This window comes from Pseudomonas sp. NFX5 (genome assembly GCF_049132125.1).
GTDB lineage: Bacteria > Pseudomonadota > Gammaproteobacteria > Pseudomonadales > Pseudomonadaceae > Aquipseudomonas > Aquipseudomonas marginalis.
The window spans coordinates 216,856-238,961 of record NZ_JAFMZG010000023.1 but is presented as its reverse complement, the minus strand read 5'-3'; the positions used below and the strand labels follow the sequence as shown (position 1 = coordinate 238,961).

Below are 22,106 nucleotides of genomic sequence, written 5' to 3'. Positions count from 1 at the left end.
TCGCTCGCCACAGAGAGCCATGCCGTCCTCCGAGCCGCTTACAGGCTCGGCAGCAACGTGGCCGGCACCAGCTCATTCAGGCAGCGGCTGGCGAGCAGTTCGCTGGCGGCGATGATGTCCGGGGCGAAGAAGCGGTCCTTGTCGTAGAACGCCACTTTGTCGCGCAACAAGCCACGGGCTTTTTCCAGTTTCGGCGAGGTTTTCAGGCCTTCGCGCAGGTCCAGGCCCTGGCACGCGGCCAGCCATTCCACCGCGAGGATGCCGCGGGTGTTCTCGGCCATTTCCCACAGGCGCTTGCCGGCCGCCGGGGCCATCGACACGTGGTCTTCCTGGTTGGCGGACGTCGGGATGCTGTCGACGCTATGGGGATGAGCCAATGCCTTGTTCTCACTGGCGAGGGCGGCGGCGGTCACCTGGGCGATCATGAAACCGGAGTTCACCCCACCATTGCCCACCAGGAACGGCGGCAGTTGCGACATGTGCTTGTCCATCATCAGCGAGATGCGACGCTCGCTCAGGGAGCCGATTTCGGCGATGGCCAGGGCCATGTTGTCAGCGGCCATGGCCACCGGTTCGGCGTGGAAGTTGCCACCGGAGATCACGTCACCCTCAGCGGCAAATACCAACGGGTTATCGGACACGGCGTTGGCTTCGACCACCAGTACCTCGGCCGCCTGGCGCAACTGGGTCAGGCAGGCGCCCATGACTTGTGGCTGGCAGCGCAGGGAGTACGGGTCCTGCACCTTGTCGCAGTTCTGGTGCGACTGCGACACCTGACTGCTCTCACCGAGCAGGTCACGATAGGCCGCCGCCGAATCGATCTGCCCACGTTGACCGCGAGCCGCATGAATACGCGCGTCGAACGGCGAGCGCGAGCCCAGCACCGCTTCCACGGTAAGACCGCCGCACGCCAGGGCGCCGGCGAACAGGTCTTCGCCTTCGAACAGGCCACGCAGGGCATAGGCGGTGGACACCTGGGTGCCGTTGAGCAGTGCCAGGCCTTCCTTCGCGGCGAGGGTCAGCGGCGTCAGGCCGGCGACTTTCAGCGCGTCGGTGGCTTCCAGCCATTCGCCCTTGTAGCGCGCCTTGCCTTCGCCCAGCAGCACCAGGGACATATGCGCCAATGGCGCCAGGTCACCGGAAGCACCAACGGAGCCTTTCAGGGGAATATGCGGGTACACCTCGGCATTGATCAGCGCGATCAGTGCGTCGATCACCTGCCGGCGAATCCCGGAGAACCCACGGCTGAGGCTGTTGACCTTGAGCACCATGACCAGCCGCACCAGCGCATCGCTGATCGGCTCACCGACGCCGGCGGCGTGGGACAACACCAGTGAACGCTGGAGGTTTTCCAGGTCTTCGCTGGCGATGCGGGTCGAGGCCAGCAGGCCGAAACCGGTGTTGATGCCATAGGCGGTGCGGTTCTCGGCGAGAATCTGTTCCACGCAGGCCACACTCGCTTCGATCTGGGCCGAGGCACTGTCATCCAGACTGAGGGTTACCGGCTGCTGGTAGATGGCCCGCAGTTGGGCAAGGCTCAGTTGGCCTGGAATCAGGTTTAGCGCAGTCACATTCATACTCCTTGTGAATTATTCTTTTGAAATAAGTGTTCAGTGCAGATTCGGTAATACGGTGTCCTTGAGCACCTTGGCGGCGGCCGCAATATCCGGCGCCAGCCAACGGTCCTGCTCATAGGCCGGCACCACTTCACGCAACAGGCGCCAGGCGCGAGCGGTACCCGCGCCGAAGCGCTGGTCTTTCAGGAATTCGAAGGCCTGGGCCGCCAGCAGGTACTCGATGGCGAGGATCTGGGTGACGTTGGACACTACCTGGTGCAGCTTGAGCGCGGCGTTGGTGCCCATGCTCAGGTGGTCTTCCTGCAGCCCCGAGGTGACGAAGTTGTCGAGCACCGCCGGTTGCGCCAACTGGCGGTTCTGTCCGCACAGCGAGGCGGCGACGTACTGCACGATCATCATCCCGGAGTTGACCCCGGGGTTGCTCACCAGGAACGCCGGCAGGCCACTGACGTGGGGGTTGATCAGGCGGTCGAGGCGGCGTTCGGCGACCGAGCCGATTTCGGCCAGGGCAATCGCCAGCAGGTCGGCGGCCAGGGCGACGGACTGGCCGTGGGGGTTGGCCTGGGACACCACGCGGTAGTGGTCCGGTGTGCCGAGCACCAGCGGGTTGTCGGTGGCGCTGTTGAGTTCGGTCTCGATCTGGCGAGTGGCGTGTTCCACCTGGTCGCGCGCCGCGCCGTGGATCTGCGGGATCGAGCGCAGGCTCAGGGCGTCCTGGGTGCGGATGCCTTTGCTGCTCGCAATCACTTCACTGCCATCGAGCAACGCACGCAGGTTGCGGCCGACATGCTGCATGCCCGGGTGCGGCTTGAGGGCGATGATTTCTTCGTCGAAGGCATCGATCTGGCCGCGCTGGGCCTCGAAGCTCATGGCACCGATCACGTCGGCCCATTGCAGCAAGTGATGGGCGTCGGCCAGGGCCAGGCAGCTCAGACCGGTCATGCACGGCGTGCCGTTGACCAGGCACAGGCCGTCCTTGGCGCCGAGGACCACCGGCTGCAAACCTTCTTCGTCCAGGGCTTGTTGCGCCGGCACGATCCGGCCGCCATAGCTCACATGTCCGACACCCAGCAGCGCCACGCCGACATGGGCCATATGGGTCAGGTAACCCACCGAGCCCTGGGACGGTACTTGTGGCGTGATGCCGTGGTTGAGCAGCGCCAGCAGCGAATGCACCACCTGCGGATGCAGGCCGGATTTGCCGTGGCTGTAGTTGATGACCGCCGCGCAGATGATCGCGCGGGTCTGCTCGTCGCTGAGGACCGGGCCGACGCCACAGGCGTGACTCAACAGGGTATTGCGCGACAGCTGGCTCAGTTGCTCGCCCTCAAGGGACACGTTGCACAGCGCGCCCAGCCCGGTGTTCACGCCGTAGGCACGTTCGCCGCTGGTGACGATGCGCTGCACGATGGCCTGGGCATTGTCGATCCGCGCCCAGGCCTGGCCCGAGAGTTCGAGCACCGCACCGTGACGGGCCACGGCGACCACGTCCTGCCAGCGCAGGGGGGTGTCGGCGATGATGATTTTTGCTGCCTGGGACATTGTTGACCTCTTCATATTCTCTACAGCTTTGCCGGCCTCATCGGGGGCAAGCCCCCTCCCACAGGGGAATGCATTGCAAATGTGGGAGGGCGCTTGAGCCTCACCACAGAACCTGGGTCAGACCACCGCCGCACGCCGCTGGACAAACCGGTCCACGTACTCATCCGCCGGCGAATGCAGGATCTCCCTCGGCGTGCCGACCTGGATCAGCCTGCCGTCCTTGAGGATCGCAATGCGGTTGCCGATACGCACGGCCTCGTCGAGGTCGTGGGTGATGAATACGATGGTCTTGTGCAGGGTCTTTTGCAGCTCGAGCAACTGGTCCTGCATCTCGGCGCGGATCAGCGGGTCGAGGGCGCTGAAGGCTTCGTCCATCAGGATGATGTCGGTGTCAGCGGCCAGGGCGCGGGCCAGGCCGACACGCTGGCGCATGCCACCGGAAAGCTGGTGCGGGTACTTGTTTTCGTAGCCCTTGAGGCCCACGGTTTCGATCCAGTGCAGCGCGCGTTCGGCGCAGACCTGCTTGGTTTCGCCACGCACCTTGAGGCCGTAGGCGACGTTGTCGAGCACGCTCTTGTGGGGCAGCAGGCCGAAGCTCTGGAACACCATGCTGATCTTGTGCCGACGGAATTGGCGCAGGGCGTCCATGTCCAGTTGCAGGATGTCTTCGCCGTCCACCAGGATCGCGCCGCTGGTGGGGTCGATCAGGCGGTTGAAGTGGCGCACCAGCGTGGACTTGCCCGAGCCCGACAGGCCCATGATCACGAAGATCTCACCGGTGCCGATGCTCAGGGACAAATCGTTCACGCCGACCACGCAGCCGGTCTCGGCCAGCACCTGGTCCTTGGTCTTGCCCTGGCCGACCATGGCCAGCGCCTCCTTGGAGCGGGCGCCAAAGATCTTGAAGACGTTTTTAACTTCGATTTTGCTGACAGTAGTCATTTGCTCGCCTCATGCCGTGGACGACCATAGGCCTGGGTAATACGGTCGATGACCACGGCGAGAATCACGATCGCCAGCCCGGCTTCGAGGCCACGGCCGACGTTGAGGGTCTGGATGCCGACCAGGACATCTTCACCCAAGCCACGGGCGCCGATCATCGAGGCGATCACCACCATCGACAACGCCATCATGGTGGTCTGGTTGATACCGGCCATGATGCTCGGCAGCGCCAGCGGCAATTGCACGCCGAACAGCTGTTGCCAGCGGTTGGCACCAAAGGCGTTGATGGCTTCCATGACTTCGCCGTCGACCTGGCGAATCCCCAGGTCGGTGAGGCGAATCAGTGGCGGCGCGGCGTAGATCACCGTGGCGAAAATCGCCGGCACCTTGCCCAGGCCGAACAGCATCAGCACCGGGATCAGGTACACGAAGCTGGGCATGGTCTGCATGATGTCGAGCAGCGGCATCAGCACCGAACGCAGGCGATTGCTGCGCGCCGACAGGATGCCCAGCGGGATGCCGATCAACACCGAGATCACCGTGGCAACCATCATCAGCGCCAGGGTCTGCATCAGCTTGTCCCACAGGCCGACCGCGCCCACCAGGAACAGCAGACCGACGATCACCGCCGTGGTCAGCACCTTGCGGGTGGCATGCCAGGCAACGGCGCCGACGATGGCCAGCATCAGCCACCATGGGGCGGCGCGCAGCAGCCCTTCCAGGTTGACGATGGCCCACAGCAGGGTGTCGGAGATGTGCCGGAACACATCGCCGTAATTGGTAACCAGTGAATCCACCCAACCATTGACCCAGTCGGCGATGGAAAACGTAAAACTCTCAGGAAACATAGCGTGCTCTCGATCCAGTGGGTTGTGGCCAGGCGCCCGGCCACCCCTGAGGGTAGCCGGGCACACTTGACCTACAAGGCCGCGTCGATTTTCTTGGCTGCCTCGTCACTCACCCAGGCGTGCCAGACTTCAGGATGTTCATTGAGGAAAATTTTCGCCAGTTTCGGCGACTCAATGCGCTCCTTGGCCATGCGCCCCAGGTTCTGGTTCAGCAGGTCGATGGGCAGGTTGACTTTTTCCAGCACGGCCACCAGTTCCGGGGCTTGCTCGTGGAAGGTCTTGGACAGGCCGACCTTGATGCTCACGGTCTTATCCACACCGGGTTTTTCTTCCAGCTTGACCAGGTCGACCTGGCCCATCAGCGGGGTTGGCGACCAGTAGTAGAACAGGATCGGCTCGCCACGCTTGTAGCTCGACAGCACCGCCGCATCCAGCGCCGGGCCGGTGCCTGGGCGGAAGTTGGTGTAGGTGCTTTCCAGGCCGTAGCTCTTGAGCATTTCGCTGTTGTCCAGCTCGCAGGTCCAGCCGGCAGGGCAGTTGTAGAAACGGCCCTTGGACGGTTCTTCCTGGTCCTTGAACACCGCGGCGTACTTGGCCAGGTCGGCGATGTTTTTCAGGTCCGGCGCCTTGGCTTCCAGCTTGCGCTTGGCGTCGCCTTCGATCACGTAGCGCGGTACGTACCAGCCTTCGACGGCGCCCACTACCGGGGCACCGACACCGACGACTTTGCCGGCCTTCTCGGCCTTGTTCCAGACTTCGCTGCGGCCGACCCATTCTTCGGCAAACACTTGGATGTCGTTGCTGCTCAGGGCGTTTTCCATGGTGATGGAGTTGCCCGGCAGGCTGTCGGTTTTGCAGTCGTAGCCTTTTTCCAGCACGGTTTGCAGGATGTCGGTGAGCAACATGCCGCTTTCCCAGTTCAGGCCGGCGAATTTCACCGGTTTGCCGGATTCACACCAACCGGCCGCCTGGGCGCCAGCAGTGGCCAGCAAGCCCGCGGAAAACACGGTGGCCAACAGGGTCTTATGCATTTTCATTGTTGTGACGCTCCCAAATCTTGAAATGGATTACGGCAGTCAGTAGGCATCCTGCCCTGTCCACGTCCCATCAGGCCTGTGCAACCAGCCCGTTTGTCGTCGTCGGTGCAGCGCCCTGCTCTGTCGGCAGGGTCAGGTGTTCAGGCGTTGCGCGAGGCCACTTTTTCGCCGCCCAGTAATAGAGCGCGGCGGGAAGGACCAGGCCGATGATCCAGGAAATATCCACATCCCCCAGGGCCGCCACCAGGGGACCGGTGTAGAACTTGGTGGAGATGAAAGGCAATTGCACCAGCACACCGAAGACATACACGCTGATACCGAGCAGGTTCCAACGGCCATAGCGCCCGTTCGGATCGGCCAGCGCCGGCACGTCGTAGCGATCGCGGGTGATGCAGTAGTAGTCGACCAGGTTGATCGCGCTCCATGGGGTAAAAAACGCCAGCAGGAACAGGATGAAGGACTTGAACGCCCCCAGGAACGAGTGCTGCCCGAGCAAGGCGATCAGGGTCGCCGTACCGACGATGGCCAGTACGAAAAACAGGCGCTGCAAGCGCGTGACCTCGAGGCGACCGCGAAAGCCGCTGATGATCGTGGCAATGCACATGAAGCTGCCGTAGGAGTTCAGCGTGGAGATGGTGACCTTGCCGAACGCGATGCTGAAATACAGCAGCGCCGCAGTGGCTCCGGTACCGCCCAGGCCGACGATGTAGGCCACTTCGTGACCGGCAAATTGCCCGTTGGACATGGCCGCGGCAAACACGCCGAGGATCATCGCCACCTGCGCGCCAACCACCGAACCTGCGCCTGCGGCAAGAAAGGTTTTCAGCGAGGACGTGTTGCTCGGCAGGTAGCGTGAATAGTCCGCCACGTACGGGCCGAAGGCGATTTGCCAGGATGCCGCGAGCGACACCGCCAACAGGAAGCTGCTCCAGCTGAAGTGGCGGATTTGCAGGAGCGCGCCTACGTCGGCCTGGCTCATCAGACGGCTGAACAGGTAGACAAAGGCAATCACGCCAATGACGCTGGCAACGCGGCCGATGAAGTGGATCACCCGGTAACCGAGCACCGTGACCAGCACGATGACACTGGCGAAGATCAGGATCCCGACGCTGTCGCTGACACCAAACAACTGGCCCAGGGCCTGGCCGGAAAGCACGGTGCCGGTTGCGGTGAAACCGAGGTACATCAGGCAGACCAGCACGATCGGAATCGCCGCGCCGTACACACCGAACTGCACCCGGCTGGAGATCATCTGCGGCAGGCCCAGCCTGGGCCCTTGCGCCGCATGCAACGCCATCACGCCACCGCCCAGCAGTTGACCGAGCAACAGACCGAGCAACGACCAGAACACATCACCGCCCAGCACCACGGCCAGGGCCCCGGTGACGATCGCGGTGATCTGCAGGTTGGCACCCAGCCACAGGGTGAACTGGCTCAATAGACGACCGTGTCTTTCCGCTTCCGGGATGTAGTCGATCGAACGCCTTTCGATCAACGGGGTGGTGTCGTTTGCAGCCATGTGTATTCAACCTCTGATGGATTGTCCTGGGTTCGCCGCCATCGGGGGCAAGCCCCCTCCCACATCGGGTTACTTGATCATTGGAAGATTGAGGCCCTGCTCTTTGGCGCAGTCGATGGCGATCTGGTAACCGGCGTCTGCGTGACGCATCACACCGGTGGCCGGGTCGTTGTGCAGCACGCGGGCGATGCGCTCGGCCGCTTCGTCGGTGCCGTCACAGACGATGACCATGCCGGAGTGCTGGGAGAAGCCCATGCCCACACCGCCGCCGTGGTGCAACGAAACCCAGGTCGCGCCGCTGGCGGTGTTGAGCAAGGCGTTGAGCAACGGCCAGTCGGACACGGCGTCGGAACCGTCCTGCATGGATTCGGTTTCGCGGTTCGGGCTGGCGACCGAGCCGGAGTCCAGGTGGTCACGACCGATCACCACCGGCGCCGACAGCTCGCCGCTGCGCACCATCTCGTTGAACGCCAGGCCGAGCTTGGCGCGCTGCCCCAGGCCAACCCAGCAGATACGCGCCGGCAGGCCCTGGAAGCTGATGCGCTCGCGCGCCATGTCCAGCCAGTTGTGCAGGTGGGCGTCGTCGGGGATCAGCTCTTTGACCTTGGCGTCGGTCTTGTAGATGTCCTGCGGGTCGCCCGACAGCGCAGCCCAGCGGAACGGGCCGATGCCACGGCAGAACAGCGGGCGGATGTACGCCGGTACGAAGCCTGGGAAGTCGAAAGCGTTTTCCACGCCCTCTTCCTGGGCCATCTGGCGGATGTTGTTGCCGTAGTCGAAGGTCGGGATGCCTTGCTTCTGGAATTCCAGCATGGCTTTGACGTGCACCGCCATCGACTGCTTGGCGGCCTTGATCACGGCAGCCGGTTCGGTCTTGGCGCGGGCGCGGTATTCGTCCCAGGTCCAGCCGGCCGGCAGGTAACCGTTGAGCGGGTCATGGGCGCTGGTCTGGTCGGTGACCATGTCCGGGCGCACGCCGCGCTTGACCAGTTCCGGCAGGATTTCCGCGGCGTTACCCAGCAGCGCGATGGAGATGGCCTTGCCTTCCTTTGTGTACTTGGCGATGCGGGCCAGGGCGTCGTCGAGGTCGGTGGCCTGCTCGTCGACGTAGCGGCTGTTGAGGCGGAAATCGATGCTGACCTGCTGGCATTCAATGTTCAGCGAGCACGCGCCGGCCAATGTCGCGGCCAGAGGCTGGGCACCGCCCATGCCACCGAGGCCGGCGGTGAGGACCCAGCGGCCCTTGAGGTTTGAATCGTAGTGCTGGCGACCGGCTTCGACGAAGGTTTCGTAGGTGCCCTGGACGATGCCCTGGCTGCCGATGTAGATCCAGCTGCCGGCGGTCATCTGGCCGTACATGGCCAGGCCCTTGGCGTCCAGCTCGTTGAAGTGTTCCCAACTGGCCCAGTGCGGTACCAGGTTGGAGTTGGCGATCAGCACACGCGGGGCATTGCTGTGGGTCTTGAACACGCCGACCGGCTTGCCGGACTGCACCAGCAGGGTTTCATCGTCATTCAGGTGGGTGAGGCTCTCGACGATCTGGTCGTAGCACTCCCAGTTGCGCGCTGCACGGCCAATACCGCCGTACACCACCAGCTCCTTGGGGTTCTCGGCCACTTGCGGGTCGAGGTTGTTCATCAGCATGCGCAGCGGCGCTTCAGTCAGCCAGCTTTTGGCGGTGAGCTTGTTACCGCGGGCGGCGCGGATTTCGACGTCACGGTATTTTGTAGGCTTGGTCACAACAAGAACTCCTCGGCGATCGATGCGCGAACATGGATGGTGCGAAGGAGAGTCTTACGCACACATCTTTACTTGTACATACAAGCATATGCAATCAAGCGGCCAACTTTCCGAGGGAGGTGTTAGGATTTTTCCGAAAAGCGTGTGCGAGCCTTGGAAATTAAGGCTTCGAGCCGTGATGAAATTTCTTGCGAAGGGGGTTTATAGCGAAGGAGGTGTGTCACGACAGCGCGGTTTTGCGCCGAGCTGGGGCGTTCGGTAACAAATTGGTGCAGGGACTGGAAACAGATTCTATAAGCGACACAAAAACAAATGTGGGAGGGGGCTTGCTCCCGATTGCGGTGTGTCAGCCCAGGATATACCGACTGATCCACCGCTATCGGGGGCAAGCCCCCTCCCACATTTTTTAATCGCGCTGAGTCAGTTCGATGATGCAGCTACGGCCAGTGATAGAGATGTCCAGCAAGCCAGCGTTACCGTCCACTTGCAGGCAATCGTGATGGCCCAGTACCTCGTCCAGCACCTTCACTTCATCCGCCACGCTGAACACCAGCACCGTCTGCGCCGTAGTGAAGAACCGCTGCACACCATCTACCCACTGCAACCGCGCATGGTAACGCTGGGGCGAGTAGATCAGGTTGAAGTCGCGGATAGGCCCGGTAATCAAGCGGCATGAAACCTGGCTGTCGCCTTTGAAGGCGAACGGTTGCAGCGGTAACAACCCGCGCTGTTCCTCGCCATCCACGGTCAACACCATGCCTGCGCCTTTAATCACGGTGATCACACGTTGGTAACCGGCGAAGGTGGAAAACCCGCCGGACTCACCGATATCGGCAATCGACAGGCGCCAGCCGAAGCCTTCCAGGCCCTCGCCGGCATCGCGGGTGATTTCTTCGGTACTGCCGCCGCCGTTTTTCCACGGCATGCGCACGTAATCGGCGGCGCGCCAGACTTTCACTGCACTCATTTACTGAACCGTCCTTCCAGGCTGTGGCGGGAACCGGGGTGGATCAAACGCGCGGCAGTCACCGGCTGACGACCGGACCAGGTACGCCGGCGAATCAACAGGCACGGCTCGCTCGGCTCGATCTGCAGCAACTTGCACTCGGCAACGTCGGCGAGAATCGCCTCGACCACGTGCTCGCCTTCGGTCAACGGCGCCACCTGGTTGAGATAGGCATAGGGGGTTTGCAGGGTGAAGTCCTGTTGCAGGTATTCCGGCGCGACCAGGGCGTTGACGAAACGGTCCTCGATTTGCACGGGAATATCGTTTTCGTAATGCACGATCAGCGAGTGGAACACCCGCCCGCCTTCACGCATTTCCAGGGCGACGGCGCGTTCGGAACCGGCAGCCTCTTCACCCAGGGTGATGACCTGGCAGGTATGCCGATGACCGCGGGAGGCGATCTCATCGGCAATGTTGTGCACTTCGAACAGCGCCGACTGGCTCTTGGGCTCGGCGACGAACGTGCCGACGCCTTGCATGCGCACCAGCAAACCTTCGGCGGTGAGCTCGCGCAGGGCACGGTTGATGGTCATGCGGCTGAAGCCCAACTGGCTGACCAGTTCGCTCTCCGACGGTACGCGATAATGGGGCGGCCAGTTGCCGTTGAGGATCTGCTGGCTGATCATCTGTTTGACGCGGGCATACAAGGGCGCCGGACTTTCGTCCATGTGGGCAGCCAGTGAAGACTTGGCGGGCGGAGTCGGCACAGGGAATCCTTGCAAGGGGAAAAGATGCATAGATTGCCGGAGTTTACCGAGCAGGCAAACGTCTGTATATGTATATACAAATAAACACACGACCGGGGTGCTCTAATCATGTCCGCTTTCTTTGCCGAACGCGCGCTGCTGCCTAGTGGATGGGCCAACGATGTACGTCTTGAAGTCAGCGCCGATGGCCTGCTGACACAGGTTGAGGCCAACGCCAGCGCAGCCGGTGCCGAACGGCTCAGGGGCCCGGTATTGGCGGGCATGCCGAACCTGCACTCCCACGCCTTCCAGCGCGCCATGGCCGGGTTGGCCGAAGTGGCCGGCAACCCGAATGACAGTTTCTGGACCTGGCGCGACCTGATGTACCGCATGGTCGGCAAGATCAGCCCGGAGCAACTGCAGGTGATCGCGCGGCAGTTGTATATCGAGATGCTCAAGGCCGGCTACACCTCGGTGGCCGAATTCCACTATGTGCATCATGACGTCAGCGGCCAGCCGTACGCCGACCGTACGGAACTGTCGCGGCAGATCAGCCAGGCCGCAGCGAGTAGCGGCATCGGCCTGACGCTGGTGCCGGTGCTCTATACCCACTCAGGGTTTGGCGGCCAGGCGCCGAATGAGGGGCAGCGACGGTTTATCAACAGCACCGAAAACTACCTGGACCTGCAGGCGCGCCTCAAACCGATTCTGGCGGCGCAGCCGGCGCAGCAACTGGGGCTGTGCTTCCACTCCCTGCGCGCGGTTACACCACGGCAGATCAATGAAGTATTGGCCGCCAGCGACAAGACGTGCCCGGTGCATATCCATATCGCCGAACAGCAAAAGGAAGTCGACGACTGCCTGGCCTGGAGCGGCAAACGCCCGTTGCAATGGCTGTACGACAACGTCGAGGTCGATGAACGTTGGTGCCTGGTGCACGCGACCCACGCCAACCCGGAAGAAGTGACGCGCATGGCCAAGAGTCGCGCGATTGCCGGCTTGTGCCTGACCACCGAAGCCAACTTGGGCGACGGGATTTTCCCGGCGGTGGATTTTCTCGCCCAGGGCGGACGCCTGGGCATCGGTTCCGATAGCCATGTGTCCCTGAGCGTGGTGGAAGAACTGCGCTGGCTGGAATACGGCCAACGCTTGCGCGATCAACGGCGCAATCGCTTGTATCGCAGCGACCAGCCGATGGTCGGCCGTACGTTGTTCGATGCGGCGCTGGACGGCGGCGCACAAGCGCTGGGGCAGCCGATAGGTCGACTGGAAGTGGGCAAGCGTGCGGATTGGATCGTGCTGGACGGTGACGACCCTTACCTGGCGACAGCGACACAGGACGGCATCCTCAATCGCTGGCTGTTTGCCGGCGGTGATCGGCAGGTGCGCGATGTGCTGGTCAACGGCAAGTGGGTCGTGCGGGATGGGCGACATGCCGGCGAGGAAGAGAGTAGCCGGGCGTTTACACAAGTATTGAAAGACCTACTCGGTTAAACATGCGGAAGGGGGCTTGCCCCCTCCCACCATTGGATCTGTGGCGATCCAGAATTACTGCGAAGTCTTCGCCATCTGCTTATCCGACGTGCGCCAGATCAACCGCGTGGTGTCATACCCTTGCTGCCGCGCCCTGCTCAACAGGTCTTCACGGGTGTCCGCACTGACCGTCGGCGTGCGCGACAGGATCCACATATAGCGCCGGCTCGGGCTGCCGACGATGGCGGTCTTGTAGTCATCGCTGACGTACAGCACCCAGTAATCGCCCTTGGCGACGCCTGGCAGCAGTGACGTAAACCAGTTGTTGAATTCCACCCAGAGCTTGTCGGTCTTGCCAGGCACCTGCGGCGTGGCCGTGCCCTTGGCTTCTTCCCACTTCCACTCGGTGGTGAGGCAGCGGTTGAATACCGACATATCGCCATCAGGCAGCAATGTGTAGCGGGCTTCGGACTGCGCGCAGTTGCGCTGGAAGTACATCGGCAATCGAGCCAACTCATACCAGGTGCCCTGGTAACGCTTGAGGTTGACGTTGCTCGCTGTCTTGGGTTGCAGATCATCGCCAGAATGGCTGGCGCAGCCCGCCAAAAACAGGCTGGCGCAAAGGAACAAAACAAAACGCATCATTCTTCTTCTCCCGCAGGCTTTCGCCCCGGTTTACTTCAGGCCTTGCCCGGAAAACATCAGAACTTTGTCACCGGCATATTGAACGCTGATAAAGCTGTTTTTATCGCCCCATGTGCAGCTGGACATGCCCAGTGCGCCGGAACAATCGGTCGGCTTGCCCAGCAGCGACTCCACCTCGGCCTTAGGCATGCCGGCCGACAACTTTGCGTAGTTTTCTTGATTGACCTTGCTGCAAGCGGCCAACAGCACGCAAAAAGCCAGCAAAGCGAGACGGCGTAACGACATGGAATAACTCCTGGAGGGACGAAGCAGCTTGGGTATCTGCCAGAAGCTTAGAAGGGAAAAGAGGTGTCTGGTTCCCGACGAACGAAAACAAAAAAGCCCCGAAAACGCTGAAACGTTTCGGGGCTTCTTTAAGGGTGAACCGGCTCACAACAACGCCGTTCACTTATCGCCGCAGCTTACTTCTTGTGGTAGGCGGTCACACGCTCAACTTCTTCCTTGGAACCCAGGAACACCGCCACACGCTGGTGCAAGCCGTCGGGCTGGATGTCGAGGATGCGCTGGTGGCCATCGGTGGACGCACCGCCCGCCTGCTCTACCAGGAAGGACATCGGGTTGGCTTCGTACATCAGGCGCAGTTTGCCCGGCTTGGACGGCTCGCGGCTGTCGCGTGGGTACATGAACAGGCCGCCACGGGTCAGGATACGGTGTACGTCGGCCACCATCGCCGCGACCCAACGCATGTTGAAGTTCTTCTTCAACGGACCTTCTTCGCCTTCCATCAACTCGTTCACATAGCGCTTGACCGGTTCTTCCCAGTGGCGCTGGTTGGACATGTTGATCGCGAATTCCTGGGTGGAAGCCGGAATGGTGATGTCTTCATGGGTGAGGACGAAGCTGCCCATTTCACGGTCCAGGGTGAAGCCTTTGACGCCATCGCCCAGGGTCAGCACCAGCATGGTCTGTGGGCCGTAGATCGCGTAGCCGGCAGCGACCTGCTCGGTGCCTGGCTGCAGGAAGGCCTTTTCGTTCAGGGCTTCGTTCTGGCTCAGGTATTCGTTCGGGCAACGCAGTACCGAGAAGATGGTGCCGACCGGGGCGTTGATGTCGATGTTGGACGAACCGTCCAATGGGTCGAACACCAGCAGGTAGGCGCCTTTCGGGTATTTGCCCGGGATCTGGTAGGCATTGTCCATTTCTTCGGACGCCATGCCGGCCAGGTGACCGCCCCATTCGTTGGCTTCGAGCAGGATCTCGTTGGAAATCACGTCGAGCTTCTTCTGCACTTCGCCCTGCACGTTTTCAGTGCCCATGCTGCCCAGGACACCACCCAATGCGCCTTTGGACACGGCGTGGCTGATTTCCTTGCAAGCACGCGCCACCACTTCGATAAGGAAGCGCAGATCGGCAGGCGTGTTGTTGCTGCGGGTCTGCTCAATCAAATAGCGACTCAAGGTAACGCGGGACATGGAAGGCTCCGATGAAGGGGGGGCTAAAAACCCGCGCAGTTTAACGCGAGTCGGGGCGTATTTCCTCCTATCAGAGGATTTAAACCCAATAGAGTTCATGGACTTTATTTAACGTGCCACCGGTGGCTTGCGCAGCAAACTGTAGGCCATGCCTCCCAGCGCCGCCACGCCGAGCAGCAATACGGCCCAGAGTCCGAGTTTTTTCCAGTTCGGCCCGCTGTCGACAGCCGCCGGGACCGGTGGCGAAGTGACCGCGACGGCCCCGGCCACCTTGGCTTGTCCCAAGGTGTTGAGGCGCTCGGCGGTGTAATCCGGGATCAGCGTCGACAACGGCAGGTTCGCCGCCTTCACCGAGGCATTCCCCAGCGCCAGTGTGAACGGCGGCTCGCCCCGCGCCAGGAACACCAACTGCGTGGCGCGCACCGCGAAGCGCAGGGACGGCGCTTCGACGCCCAGGCCGCCGCCGCGCTCGTCGACCTGCAACTTGAGTTCGGTGACCGTCTGGCCGGGCAGTTGCAACTCGTCCTGCACCACGTCCTGGCCATTCTGGGTCAGGCGGTAGAGCAGACCATTGCTCAGCGGCTGCCAGGCTTGATTGCCATCGCGTCGCCCCGCCAAGGTCACCGGCGCCAGCGTATTGGCCTGCTTCAGCTCGACACGCAAGCGCTCGACACCCAGCCCAGTGGGCAACTTCCAAGTGTACTCACCCGCCTTGAGCCGCGTGCCCGAGAGCGGCTGCGACCATACCAGCGGCAGCGGCAGGCTGCTGCTGGTGGCACTGGCCAACCTGGCCGAGGTCAGCAACGGCGCCGCCTGCCCCTTCCACACCAGGCGCAGGTAACGCGCGGACTGGCCCGGCAAACTGACGTCATGCTGCTCGACCCGCTCGTCGGCAAACGACAAACGCGCCACTTGTCCATCGCCCCAGGATTGCCAGTGCTGCAAGTCATCACTGGCTTCAATGCTGAAGCGCTGGAAGCCCTCCTGCTCGCGGCTCCAGTCCAGGCTCAACTGCTGCAACGGCGCCTTGATTTTACTGGCATCGAGCACCCAGCCACGCAGCACCTGCTTGCCGGGCTTGGGTGCGGTGGACGGCTTGATTTCCACCAGGGTGCCTTCGGCCGTGGTTTTCATCACCACACCGGGTAAGGTTGCCTGGGTGTCGGCGGCGTACAGCGGGAACCACTTCACGTCGGTGACTTCACGACTTTCGGTGCGTTGCGACGCTTGACGCGCCAGCGCGTAGGCCTGGGGTTCACCGGCGGCGTTGAACACGCGCACATCGCTGAGATCAGCCTGGCGCGCATTCAGTTGCACGGCCAAGGGCAACTCAAGGCGATACCAGGGGCCGTTGCCGCTGACGCTCAGCGGCACCTGGCTGCTGAAGTCGGCCGGCGTTTCCAGCGCCCACGCCGACAATGTCGTACAGATGCCCAGCACGACCACGCTCAACTTACCGATCAAGAGGATGCTCCTTCAGTGTCCAACCCAGGTTCGGCACGCTTGGGCGGCAGCGGCGCAAAGTAGCCCACCACCAGCAACAACCCGCCCACGCCGATAAACGACACGATCCGCGCCAGGCCGCCACGGTTGCTCAGCTCGACAAAGAACAGCTTGGCCACCACCACCGCGATCAGCGCCGCGCCGATCAGCCACACTTCGCGGCGATGGCGCAGGTGGCCGCCGATCATCAGGCCGAGGGCGATCAGGGTCCAGACAATCGACAGGCCGGCTTGCACCAACATCGATTCCAGCAACCCATCCAGATGGAAAGGTACGCCGCCCCAGTGATGTGCGGTGCGCATCACCAGGGCCGTAAAGAACGCGAACAGCGAAATACCGGCAATGCCCTGGGCGATCAATTCAGCACGCGGCCCGCGTTGCGGCGCCACGCTGCGCGACCACAGGTACACGCCCAGCAGCGCAAACAGCAGCCCCAGGTCCAGCGGGTTGAACAGCGGCACATAGGGCAGCGGCTTGGCCGTGCCGTCGCTGAAGGTATTCGCCAGCCAGAACCAGCCCAGCATCAGCACCGCCAAGGGCAGCGCCGCCAACACGCGATACTCCCGTGGATACGCCGACACCGGCCATGGCCAGTTGCGCGGTGCAGCAGCCAGCACCAGGTACAGACTTGGCAGGATCGCCCAGCCCAGCCAGCGCCAGGCGTTGTATTCGCTCGACAGCAACAACAGGCCGTAGCGCAGTTCCAGCGCCAATACGCCGATCAGCATCCAGCCACCCAACACGTGAGCAATGCTCAGGACGGTGGCCGGCACCAGCGTCGCCAAACGCCGCAGCGCGATGAAATGCACCCCGAACACCGCCAGCCAGGCCAGCCAGCCGTAGTGCGCCGCCGGGTGGTAATAATTATGCGCAGACACCAGCAAAACCATCCCCGCCGCCGGCATCAACAGGGTGCAGAGCATACCCAGGGACGCCCAACGCAGGCGCGTCGCGAGCAACGCCCAGATCGCCACACTGACCGCCGCACTACCCAGCAGGCACGCCCCCCGCAGTTCATCGGGGATAAACCGCAGCACTTCAGCGATCAGCGCCAACGCCCACCACGCCGCGCCCCACACCAGCAGCAGGTCAGACAGGCGTTGCAGCTTGAGCACGGCAAACACCGGCGCATGGGGTTCACGCTGCAGGCGCCAGGCACCGATCAAGGCGGCCAGGCCCAGCACCATCGGCGTCCAGAACCCGCTATGTCCCAGGGGACGCAGGCCTTCGCTGGCCAAAGGCCCGAGCAGCTCCGGCACCGCCAGCAGGAACGACGCGCCGCCGATCACTTGCAGCAGCAACCCAAATACAAAACTGACGCGCTGTTGCAGGTACAGGCTCAACCAGATGATCAACAACCCACTGGCCGCCCACACACCGCTGGCGCTTTCCCATGGCAGTACAAACAGCACGGCGAGGTTGATCAGCACCAACCCGGCCAGCAGCACCACGGACAGCCCGCGCAACAGCCGTACATCGCTACGCACCATGTCGTCGCGCGCCGCCAGCAGCATGCCGCCGATCAACGCCAGGCCGATCAACGACGCGCTGAGCAGGCCGCTCCAGCCGGCGTTGAATACCGCTGCCGAGTCGCCGCCTTGCAAGCGCAGCAGGAACAACGCCCCGCCCAGCAGTTGCACGGCGAACGCCGTGAACAGGAACGTGCGCGAGCCAATCCGCAAGCCGATGAACAGGGTCGCCAGGCCGGCGAGCGCCCAACTGATGGCAGTGCCTTGAGTCAGCAACAGCAGCGGCGCGAGCAGGTACACGAAAGTCAGGCCGAGGCTGGCCAGAACCGGCAGGCCCTTGCGCTCCCACTCCGCCGCCTGCTGCGTCGCGGCCCTGCGCAGTTGGTCGAAGCTGAACAGCAAGGCCGCGCCCAGCAGCAACGCCCCCAAGGGCGCCCCCTCCAGCAGCGTGTGCTCGCCGATGCGCAGCTCACTGAGAAACGCCAGCGCCGAGCCCAATTGCAGCAACAGGCCAAATGCCCGCGCCAACGGCCGCTGCTGGCGCAAGCCGAGCCAGAAGATCCCGGCACCTTCCACGGCCCAGGCAGCTGCGGTCCAACGCGCATCGAGCCCCAGGGGAATCGCCAGGCTGGCAAAGATCACCCCCAGGGCCAGGCAGGTTTCCGCCAGCAGCAAGGCGCGCCCGCCACTGAGCACGCGGGCCAGGCCCATGTAGAGGATGCCCAGGCCCAGCGCGCTGAATGCTGCGGCGAACTCAAGGTGCTGCACCAGCGCGAACTGCAGGCCAAACCCCACCAGCGGCGGGCCGAACAGCATGCTGCCGTCGACGTAGTCGCCTTTGGATGCCGACCAGCGCAACAACGCATCACGGCCTTCGGGCGCGTCGCCCATCTCCCGCAATTTGCGCCGGGCGAACAACAGGCCGATAGCCAGGTACATCAGGAAAAACAGGATCAGGAACGGCTCGGTACTCCACAGCAGTTCCGGCGTGTAGGAGCGCATGCCCCAGGCAAAGCCGATGCCGAAGGTGCCGACAAAGCCGATCAGGTTGAGCAAGCGCCAGGCCTTGAACCAGGCGATGGCGAGGATACCGGCGTTGAGCAGGGCAAAATAACTGAACAGCGCGACATGATTACCGGCGCCGGTGGACGTGAGGATCGGCGCCGCGAAGCCGCCGAGCGCGGCCGCACAGGCCAGTCCCAACGCATCCTGGGTAATCGCCAGGATCGCCGAGAACACCGTGACCGCCACCAGCAGGCCCAGCGCCGCGCTCGGGTCGATCAACGGGTGCAGGCGCATCGCGGCAAACACCGTCAGGTACAGCACCGCGATCCCGGTGCCTTGCAGCATCAAGCCGTAGTTGCTGTTACGCAACCGCAGCCACCAGCCCAGGCCCAACAGGCCAAGGGCCGCCGCGGCAACGCCGGCGTAACGCAGTTCGATCGGCACCACCATGCCTTCGGTGGCGTAGCGCAACAGGAAGGCCAGGCCGAGAAACAGCAGCACCACACCGACACGCAGCACGGTGTTGCCACCAAACAGCCAATTGCGTGCGCCGCTGATGGCGCGTTCGATCAGGTTTGGGTCACGGGGAGCAGCAGGTTCTTGAGGCGGACGTGGCGTCGGGGCAGGCGTCCAGACGTCATCCGGCAATGGCTGGCTCGGTTCGGCGACCATGGCGACAGGCGCCAATTCAGCCGGCAGCTCCCACACCAGTTCAGGCGCCTTGGCGACAGGTGCCGCCTCAGGCACAGGCGGCTCGACGATGACAGTGCGTGTCGGCGTGGGTACTTCCAGTTGCCGCAGGCGCTCACCCAGGGCGATCAACGCCTTCTGCGTGGTTTCCAACTGAACAGCCTGCTGCTGCGCCTGGGTCGCCAGCTTCGACAGGCGAATCGCCTGGCCGATGCCCAACCCCAACAGCGCACCGATGCCCGCATCATAGAACGACTCATCGAGCGTCCAGCCGAGCACCAGGCCAATCAGCATGAAAATCCATTGCATGGTCGATATTCCCTAAGCAAACCGGCGCTCAGTATATCGACGCGCAACTAATGTGGGAGGGGACTTGCTCCCGATAGCGGTGTACCAGTCGACATATTTGTCGACTGACACTCCGTCATCGGGGGCAAGCCCCCTCCCACATTTTGTATTGCGGTGTTTAGTCGAGGGCTTTCCAGATTTCAGTGGCGTACTCGCGGATCGTCCGGTCCGACGAGAACCAGCCCATCCGTGCGGTATTGAGCACCGCCGAACGCCACCACGCCTTGGAATCATGCCAATGCGCTTCGACCCGCGCCTGGGCGTCCCAGTAGGAATCGAAGTCGGCGCAGACCAGGAAGCGGTCGTAGTCGATCAACCCGTCGATCAAGCCCACATAGCGGCCCGGATCGTCCGGCGAGAACACCCCGCCGCGAATCGCTTGCAGCACATCGCTCAGACGATGGGACGCCGCAATATCGGGCCCGGCGTTGAATTCACCGGCATGTTTACGTGCCTCCACCTGTTGCGCACTGAGGCCGAAGATAAACATGTGATCGGCGCCCACGCGCTCGTGCATCTCCACGTTGGCGCCGTCCATGGTGCCGATGGTCAGCGCGCCGTTGAGGCCGAACTTCATGTTGCTGGTGCCCGAGGCTTCAAAGCCGGCGGTGGAGATCTGCTCCGACAAGTCCGCCGCCGGAATGATGCTTTCCGCCAGGCTGACGTTGTAGTTGGGCAGGAACACCACCTTGAGCAGGCCGCGTACGGTCGGGTCGTTGTTGACGGTGCGCGCGATGTCGTTGGTCAGCTTGATGATCAACTTGGCCTGGTGATAGCTGGCCGCCGCCTTGCCCGCGAAGATCTTCACCCGTGGCACCCAGTCGGTGCCCGGCTCGGCACGGATTGCCTGGTACAGCGCCACGGTGTGCAGCAGGTTGAGCAACTGGCGCTTGTATTCGTGGATACGCTTGACCTGCACGTCGAACATCGCCGCCGGGTTCACCGAAATGCCCAGGCGCTCATGGATGATCTCGGCCAGCGCACGCTTGCTGTGCAGGCGCTGATCGGCGAAGGCTTTGCGGAAGGTCTGTTTCTCGGCGAAGGTTTCCAGCTCGCCCAGGCGGGTTTCGATGGTGTCGAGAATGTCCGGGCCCAAGGCTTCCACCAGCATATCGGTGAGCTTGGGGTTGGCCTGGTACAGCCAGCGGCGGAAGGTAATGCCGTTGGTCTTGTTGTTGATGCGCTCCGGGTAGAGCTTGTGCAGTTCGGAGAACACGGTGCTGCGCATCAGTTGGGTGTGCAGGCCGGACACGCCGTTGACGCTGTGGGAGCCGAGGAACGCCAGGTTGCCCATGCGCACACGGCGGCCGTTGTCTTCTTCGATCAGGGACACGGCGCGCAGCACGTCGAAGTCATGGATGCCCTTGGCGCGCAACGCATCGATGTGCTGGGCGTTGATCAGGTAGATGATCTGCATGTGCCGGGGCAGCATGCGCTCCATCAGGCCGACCGGCCAGGTTTCCAGAGCCTCGGGCAACAGGGTGTGGTTGGTGTACGACAGGGTTTCGACGGTGACATCCCACGCGGCTTCCCACGGAATGTCGTGCAGGTCGACCAACTGGCGCATCAACTCGGCCACGGCGATCGAGGGGTGGGTGTCGTTGAGCTGGATCGCCGCGTGTTCGCCCAGGCTCAGGACCGAGCCGTGCATGTTCTTGTGGCGACGCAACAGGTCTTGCAAGGAGGCGGCGACGAAGAAGTATTCCTGGCGCAGGCGCAGTTCCTGCCCCGCTTCGGTGCTGTCCGCCGGGTAAAGCACTCGGGAGATGCTCTCGGCGCGGGCCACTTCGGCGACGGCGCCCAAGTGGTCACCGGCGTTGAAGCGCTCCAGGTGCAGGTCTTCCACCGCCCGGGCACGCCACAGGCGCAAGGTATTCACGCTGGCGCCGCGCCAACCGACCACCGGGGTGTCGTAGGCAACGGCGCGCACGGTTTCGTTGGGCGTCCACACCTGGATCAGCTTGCCGGAGGCATCCGGCAGGGTCTCGACGCTGCCGCCAAAGCCAATCGGGTAAATCACCTCGGCCCGCTCGAATTCCCACGGGTTGCCGAAATCCAGCCAGCGTTCGGTCTGTTCCTGCTGCCAGCCATCGACAATCGCCTGGCGGAACAAGCCGTGCTCATAACGAATGCCATAACCGTGACCGGCGATGCCCAAGGTCGACATGCTTTCCATAAAGCATGCGGCCAGACGGCCGAGGCCGCCGTTGCCAAGCGCCGCGTCGGGCTCCAGCAGGCGAATGCGTTCGAGGTCCACACCCAGCTCGGACAAGGCTTCGCGAGCGATCTCCAGCACGCCGAGGTTGCTCAGGCTGTCGTAGAGCAGGCGGCCGATAAGGAATTCCAGGGAGAGGTAATACACCCGCTTCTGGCCTTTGCGGTAGATACGCCGCGTGTGATCCATCCAGTGGTCGACCATCTGGTCGCGGGCGGCCAGGGCAATGGCTTCGAACCAGTCGTGGTCGAAGGCATGGTCCGGGTCTTTGCCCACCGCGTAGGTGAGTTTGGTCAAGACAGCATCGCGGAATGCGGCTACCTCTGCTTCTCGTGCAAGCGGTTCCTGAGACATCGGTGTGACCTCGGGCGAGATTGAAGGAGTTGCTA

Annotated in this window: 16 protein-coding genes; 1 reads left to right on the top strand and 15 read right to left on the bottom strand. The window is 62.9% G+C overall.

Features of this window, described 5'->3' with window-relative positions; all coding sequences use genetic code 11:
* Positions 1 to 38 precede the first annotated feature (38 nt).
* The 9 genes from hutH (J1N02_RS15395) to hutC form a co-directional block, all read right to left on the bottom strand.
* Positions 39 to 1,577 (bottom strand): histidine ammonia-lyase, encoded by a 1,539-nt coding sequence (hutH, locus tag J1N02_RS15395; protein ID WP_092358727.1) that lies wholly within the window; start codon positions 1,575 to 1,577, stop codon positions 39 to 41.
* A 33-nt stretch (positions 1,578 to 1,610) separates the two neighbouring features.
* On the bottom strand, positions 1,611 to 3,119 hold the full coding sequence (gene hutH, locus J1N02_RS15390; RefSeq protein WP_421147466.1) for a histidine ammonia-lyase: 1,509 nt from the start codon (positions 3,117 to 3,119) through the stop codon (positions 1,611 to 1,613).
* 117 nt (positions 3,120 to 3,236) lie between these two features.
* Positions 3,237 to 4,061 carry a quaternary amine ABC transporter ATP-binding protein gene (locus tag J1N02_RS15385; RefSeq protein ID WP_051429333.1) on the bottom strand — a complete coding sequence of 275 codons (825 nt, stop codon included), beginning with the start codon at positions 4,059 to 4,061 and terminating at the stop codon, positions 3,237 to 3,239.
* Positions 4,058 to 4,909: an ABC transporter permease gene (locus J1N02_RS15380; protein WP_027605053.1), complete on the bottom strand. Its 852-nt coding sequence runs from the start codon at positions 4,907 to 4,909 to the stop codon at positions 4,058 to 4,060. Before J1N02_RS15380 ends, J1N02_RS15385 begins: the two co-directional genes overlap by 4 nt.
* A gap of 71 nt (positions 4,910 to 4,980) precedes the next feature.
* On the bottom strand, positions 4,981 to 5,946 hold the full coding sequence (locus J1N02_RS15375) for an ABC transporter substrate-binding protein (protein WP_421147465.1): 966 nt from the start codon (positions 5,944 to 5,946) through the stop codon (positions 4,981 to 4,983).
* A 70-nt stretch (positions 5,947 to 6,016) separates the two neighbouring features.
* The gene (locus J1N02_RS15370; RefSeq protein ID WP_146476822.1) at positions 6,017 to 7,465 is read right to left on the bottom strand and encodes a purine-cytosine permease family protein; all 1,449 of its coding nucleotides are present in this window, start codon (positions 7,463 to 7,465) and stop codon (positions 6,017 to 6,019) included.
* 69 nt (positions 7,466 to 7,534) lie between these two features.
* Positions 7,535 to 9,205 (bottom strand): urocanate hydratase, encoded by a 1,671-nt coding sequence (hutU, locus tag J1N02_RS15365; protein WP_065940753.1) that lies wholly within the window; start codon positions 9,203 to 9,205, stop codon positions 7,535 to 7,537.
* Between the two features lie 406 nt (positions 9,206 to 9,611).
* Complete coding sequence (locus J1N02_RS15360; protein ID WP_027605057.1) at positions 9,612 to 10,172, bottom strand: HutD family protein; 561 nt, start codon at positions 10,170 to 10,172, stop codon at positions 9,612 to 9,614.
* Positions 10,169 to 10,879, bottom strand: coding sequence for a histidine utilization repressor (gene hutC / locus J1N02_RS15355; protein ID WP_223841674.1), 711 nt, complete (start codon positions 10,877 to 10,879; stop codon positions 10,169 to 10,171). The genes J1N02_RS15360 and hutC overlap by 4 nt, the downstream gene beginning before the upstream one ends.
* Positions 10,880 to 11,026: 147 nt before the next feature.
* Between hutC and J1N02_RS15350 the strand changes: the two genes are divergently transcribed.
* Positions 11,027 to 12,391 (top strand): formimidoylglutamate deiminase, encoded by a 1,365-nt coding sequence (locus J1N02_RS15350; RefSeq protein WP_027605059.1) that lies wholly within the window; start codon positions 11,027 to 11,029, stop codon positions 12,389 to 12,391.
* Between the two features lie 54 nt (positions 12,392 to 12,445).
* Here the strand turns inward: J1N02_RS15350 and J1N02_RS15345 are convergent, their stop codons facing one another.
* The 6 genes from J1N02_RS15345 to J1N02_RS15320 form a co-directional block, all read right to left on the bottom strand.
* Positions 12,446 to 13,015, bottom strand: a complete 570-nt coding sequence (locus J1N02_RS15345; protein WP_027605060.1) for a lipocalin family protein — start codon at positions 13,013 to 13,015, stop codon at positions 12,446 to 12,448.
* A 30-nt stretch (positions 13,016 to 13,045) separates the two neighbouring features.
* Positions 13,046 to 13,300: a hypothetical protein gene (locus J1N02_RS15340; protein ID WP_027605061.1), complete on the bottom strand. Its 255-nt coding sequence runs from the start codon at positions 13,298 to 13,300 to the stop codon at positions 13,046 to 13,048.
* 176 nt (positions 13,301 to 13,476) lie between these two features.
* Entirely contained in the window at positions 13,477 to 14,487 is a 1,011-nt protein-coding gene (locus tag J1N02_RS15335) for a class 1 fructose-bisphosphatase (RefSeq protein ID WP_027605062.1), read from the bottom strand.
* A gap of 108 nt (positions 14,488 to 14,595) precedes the next feature.
* Positions 14,596 to 15,948 (bottom strand): DUF3999 domain-containing protein, encoded by a 1,353-nt coding sequence (locus J1N02_RS15330; RefSeq protein ID WP_027605063.1) that lies wholly within the window; start codon positions 15,946 to 15,948, stop codon positions 14,596 to 14,598.
* A complete protein-coding gene (locus J1N02_RS15325) occupies positions 15,948 to 19,463 on the bottom strand; it encodes a DUF2339 domain-containing protein (protein WP_421147464.1) in 3,516 nt (1,171 codons plus the stop codon). Before J1N02_RS15325 ends, J1N02_RS15330 begins: the two co-directional genes overlap by 1 nt.
* Positions 19,464 to 19,620: 157 nt before the next feature.
* Complete coding sequence (locus tag J1N02_RS15320; RefSeq protein WP_027605065.1) at positions 19,621 to 22,071, bottom strand: glycogen/starch/alpha-glucan phosphorylase; 2,451 nt, start codon at positions 22,069 to 22,071, stop codon at positions 19,621 to 19,623.
* Between the last annotated feature and the right edge of the window lie 35 nt (positions 22,072 to 22,106).

Excerpts from the sequence above, each read along its gene's own strand:
- hutH (WP_092358727.1), bottom strand. The coding sequence starts at position 1,577 with ATGAATGTGACTGCGCTAAACCTGATTCCAGGCCAACTGAGCCTTGCC.
- hutH (WP_421147466.1), bottom strand. The coding sequence starts at position 3,119 with ATGTCCCAGGCAGCAAAAATCATCATCGCCGACACCCCCCTGCGCTGG.
- J1N02_RS15385 (WP_051429333.1), bottom strand. The coding sequence starts at position 4,061 with ATGACTACTGTCAGCAAAATCGAAGTTAAAAACGTCTTCAAGATCTTT.
- J1N02_RS15380 (WP_027605053.1), bottom strand. The coding sequence starts at position 4,909 with ATGTTTCCTGAGAGTTTTACGTTTTCCATCGCCGACTGGGTCAATGGT.
- J1N02_RS15375 (WP_421147465.1), bottom strand. The coding sequence starts at position 5,946 with ATGAAAATGCATAAGACCCTGTTGGCCACCGTGTTTTCCGCGGGCTTG.
- J1N02_RS15370 (WP_146476822.1), bottom strand. The coding sequence starts at position 7,465 with ATGGCTGCAAACGACACCACCCCGTTGATCGAAAGGCGTTCGATCGAC.
- J1N02_RS15360 (WP_027605057.1), bottom strand. The coding sequence starts at position 10,172 with ATGAGTGCAGTGAAAGTCTGGCGCGCCGCCGATTACGTGCGCATGCCG.
- hutC (WP_223841674.1), bottom strand. The coding sequence starts at position 10,879 with ATGGACGAAAGTCCGGCGCCCTTGTATGCCCGCGTCAAACAGATGATC.
- J1N02_RS15350 (WP_027605059.1), top strand. The coding sequence starts at position 11,027 with ATGTCCGCTTTCTTTGCCGAACGCGCGCTGCTGCCTAGTGGATGGGCC.
- J1N02_RS15345 (WP_027605060.1), bottom strand. The coding sequence starts at position 13,015 with ATGATGCGTTTTGTTTTGTTCCTTTGCGCCAGCCTGTTTTTGGCGGGC.
- J1N02_RS15340 (WP_027605061.1), bottom strand. The coding sequence starts at position 13,300 with ATGTCGTTACGCCGTCTCGCTTTGCTGGCTTTTTGCGTGCTGTTGGCC.
- J1N02_RS15335 (WP_027605062.1), bottom strand. The coding sequence starts at position 14,487 with ATGTCCCGCGTTACCTTGAGTCGCTATTTGATTGAGCAGACCCGCAGC.
- J1N02_RS15325 (WP_421147464.1), bottom strand. The coding sequence starts at position 19,463 with ATGCAATGGATTTTCATGCTGATTGGCCTGGTGCTCGGCTGGACGCTC.
- J1N02_RS15320 (WP_027605065.1), bottom strand. The coding sequence starts at position 22,071 with ATGTCTCAGGAACCGCTTGCACGAGAAGCAGAGGTAGCCGCATTCCGC.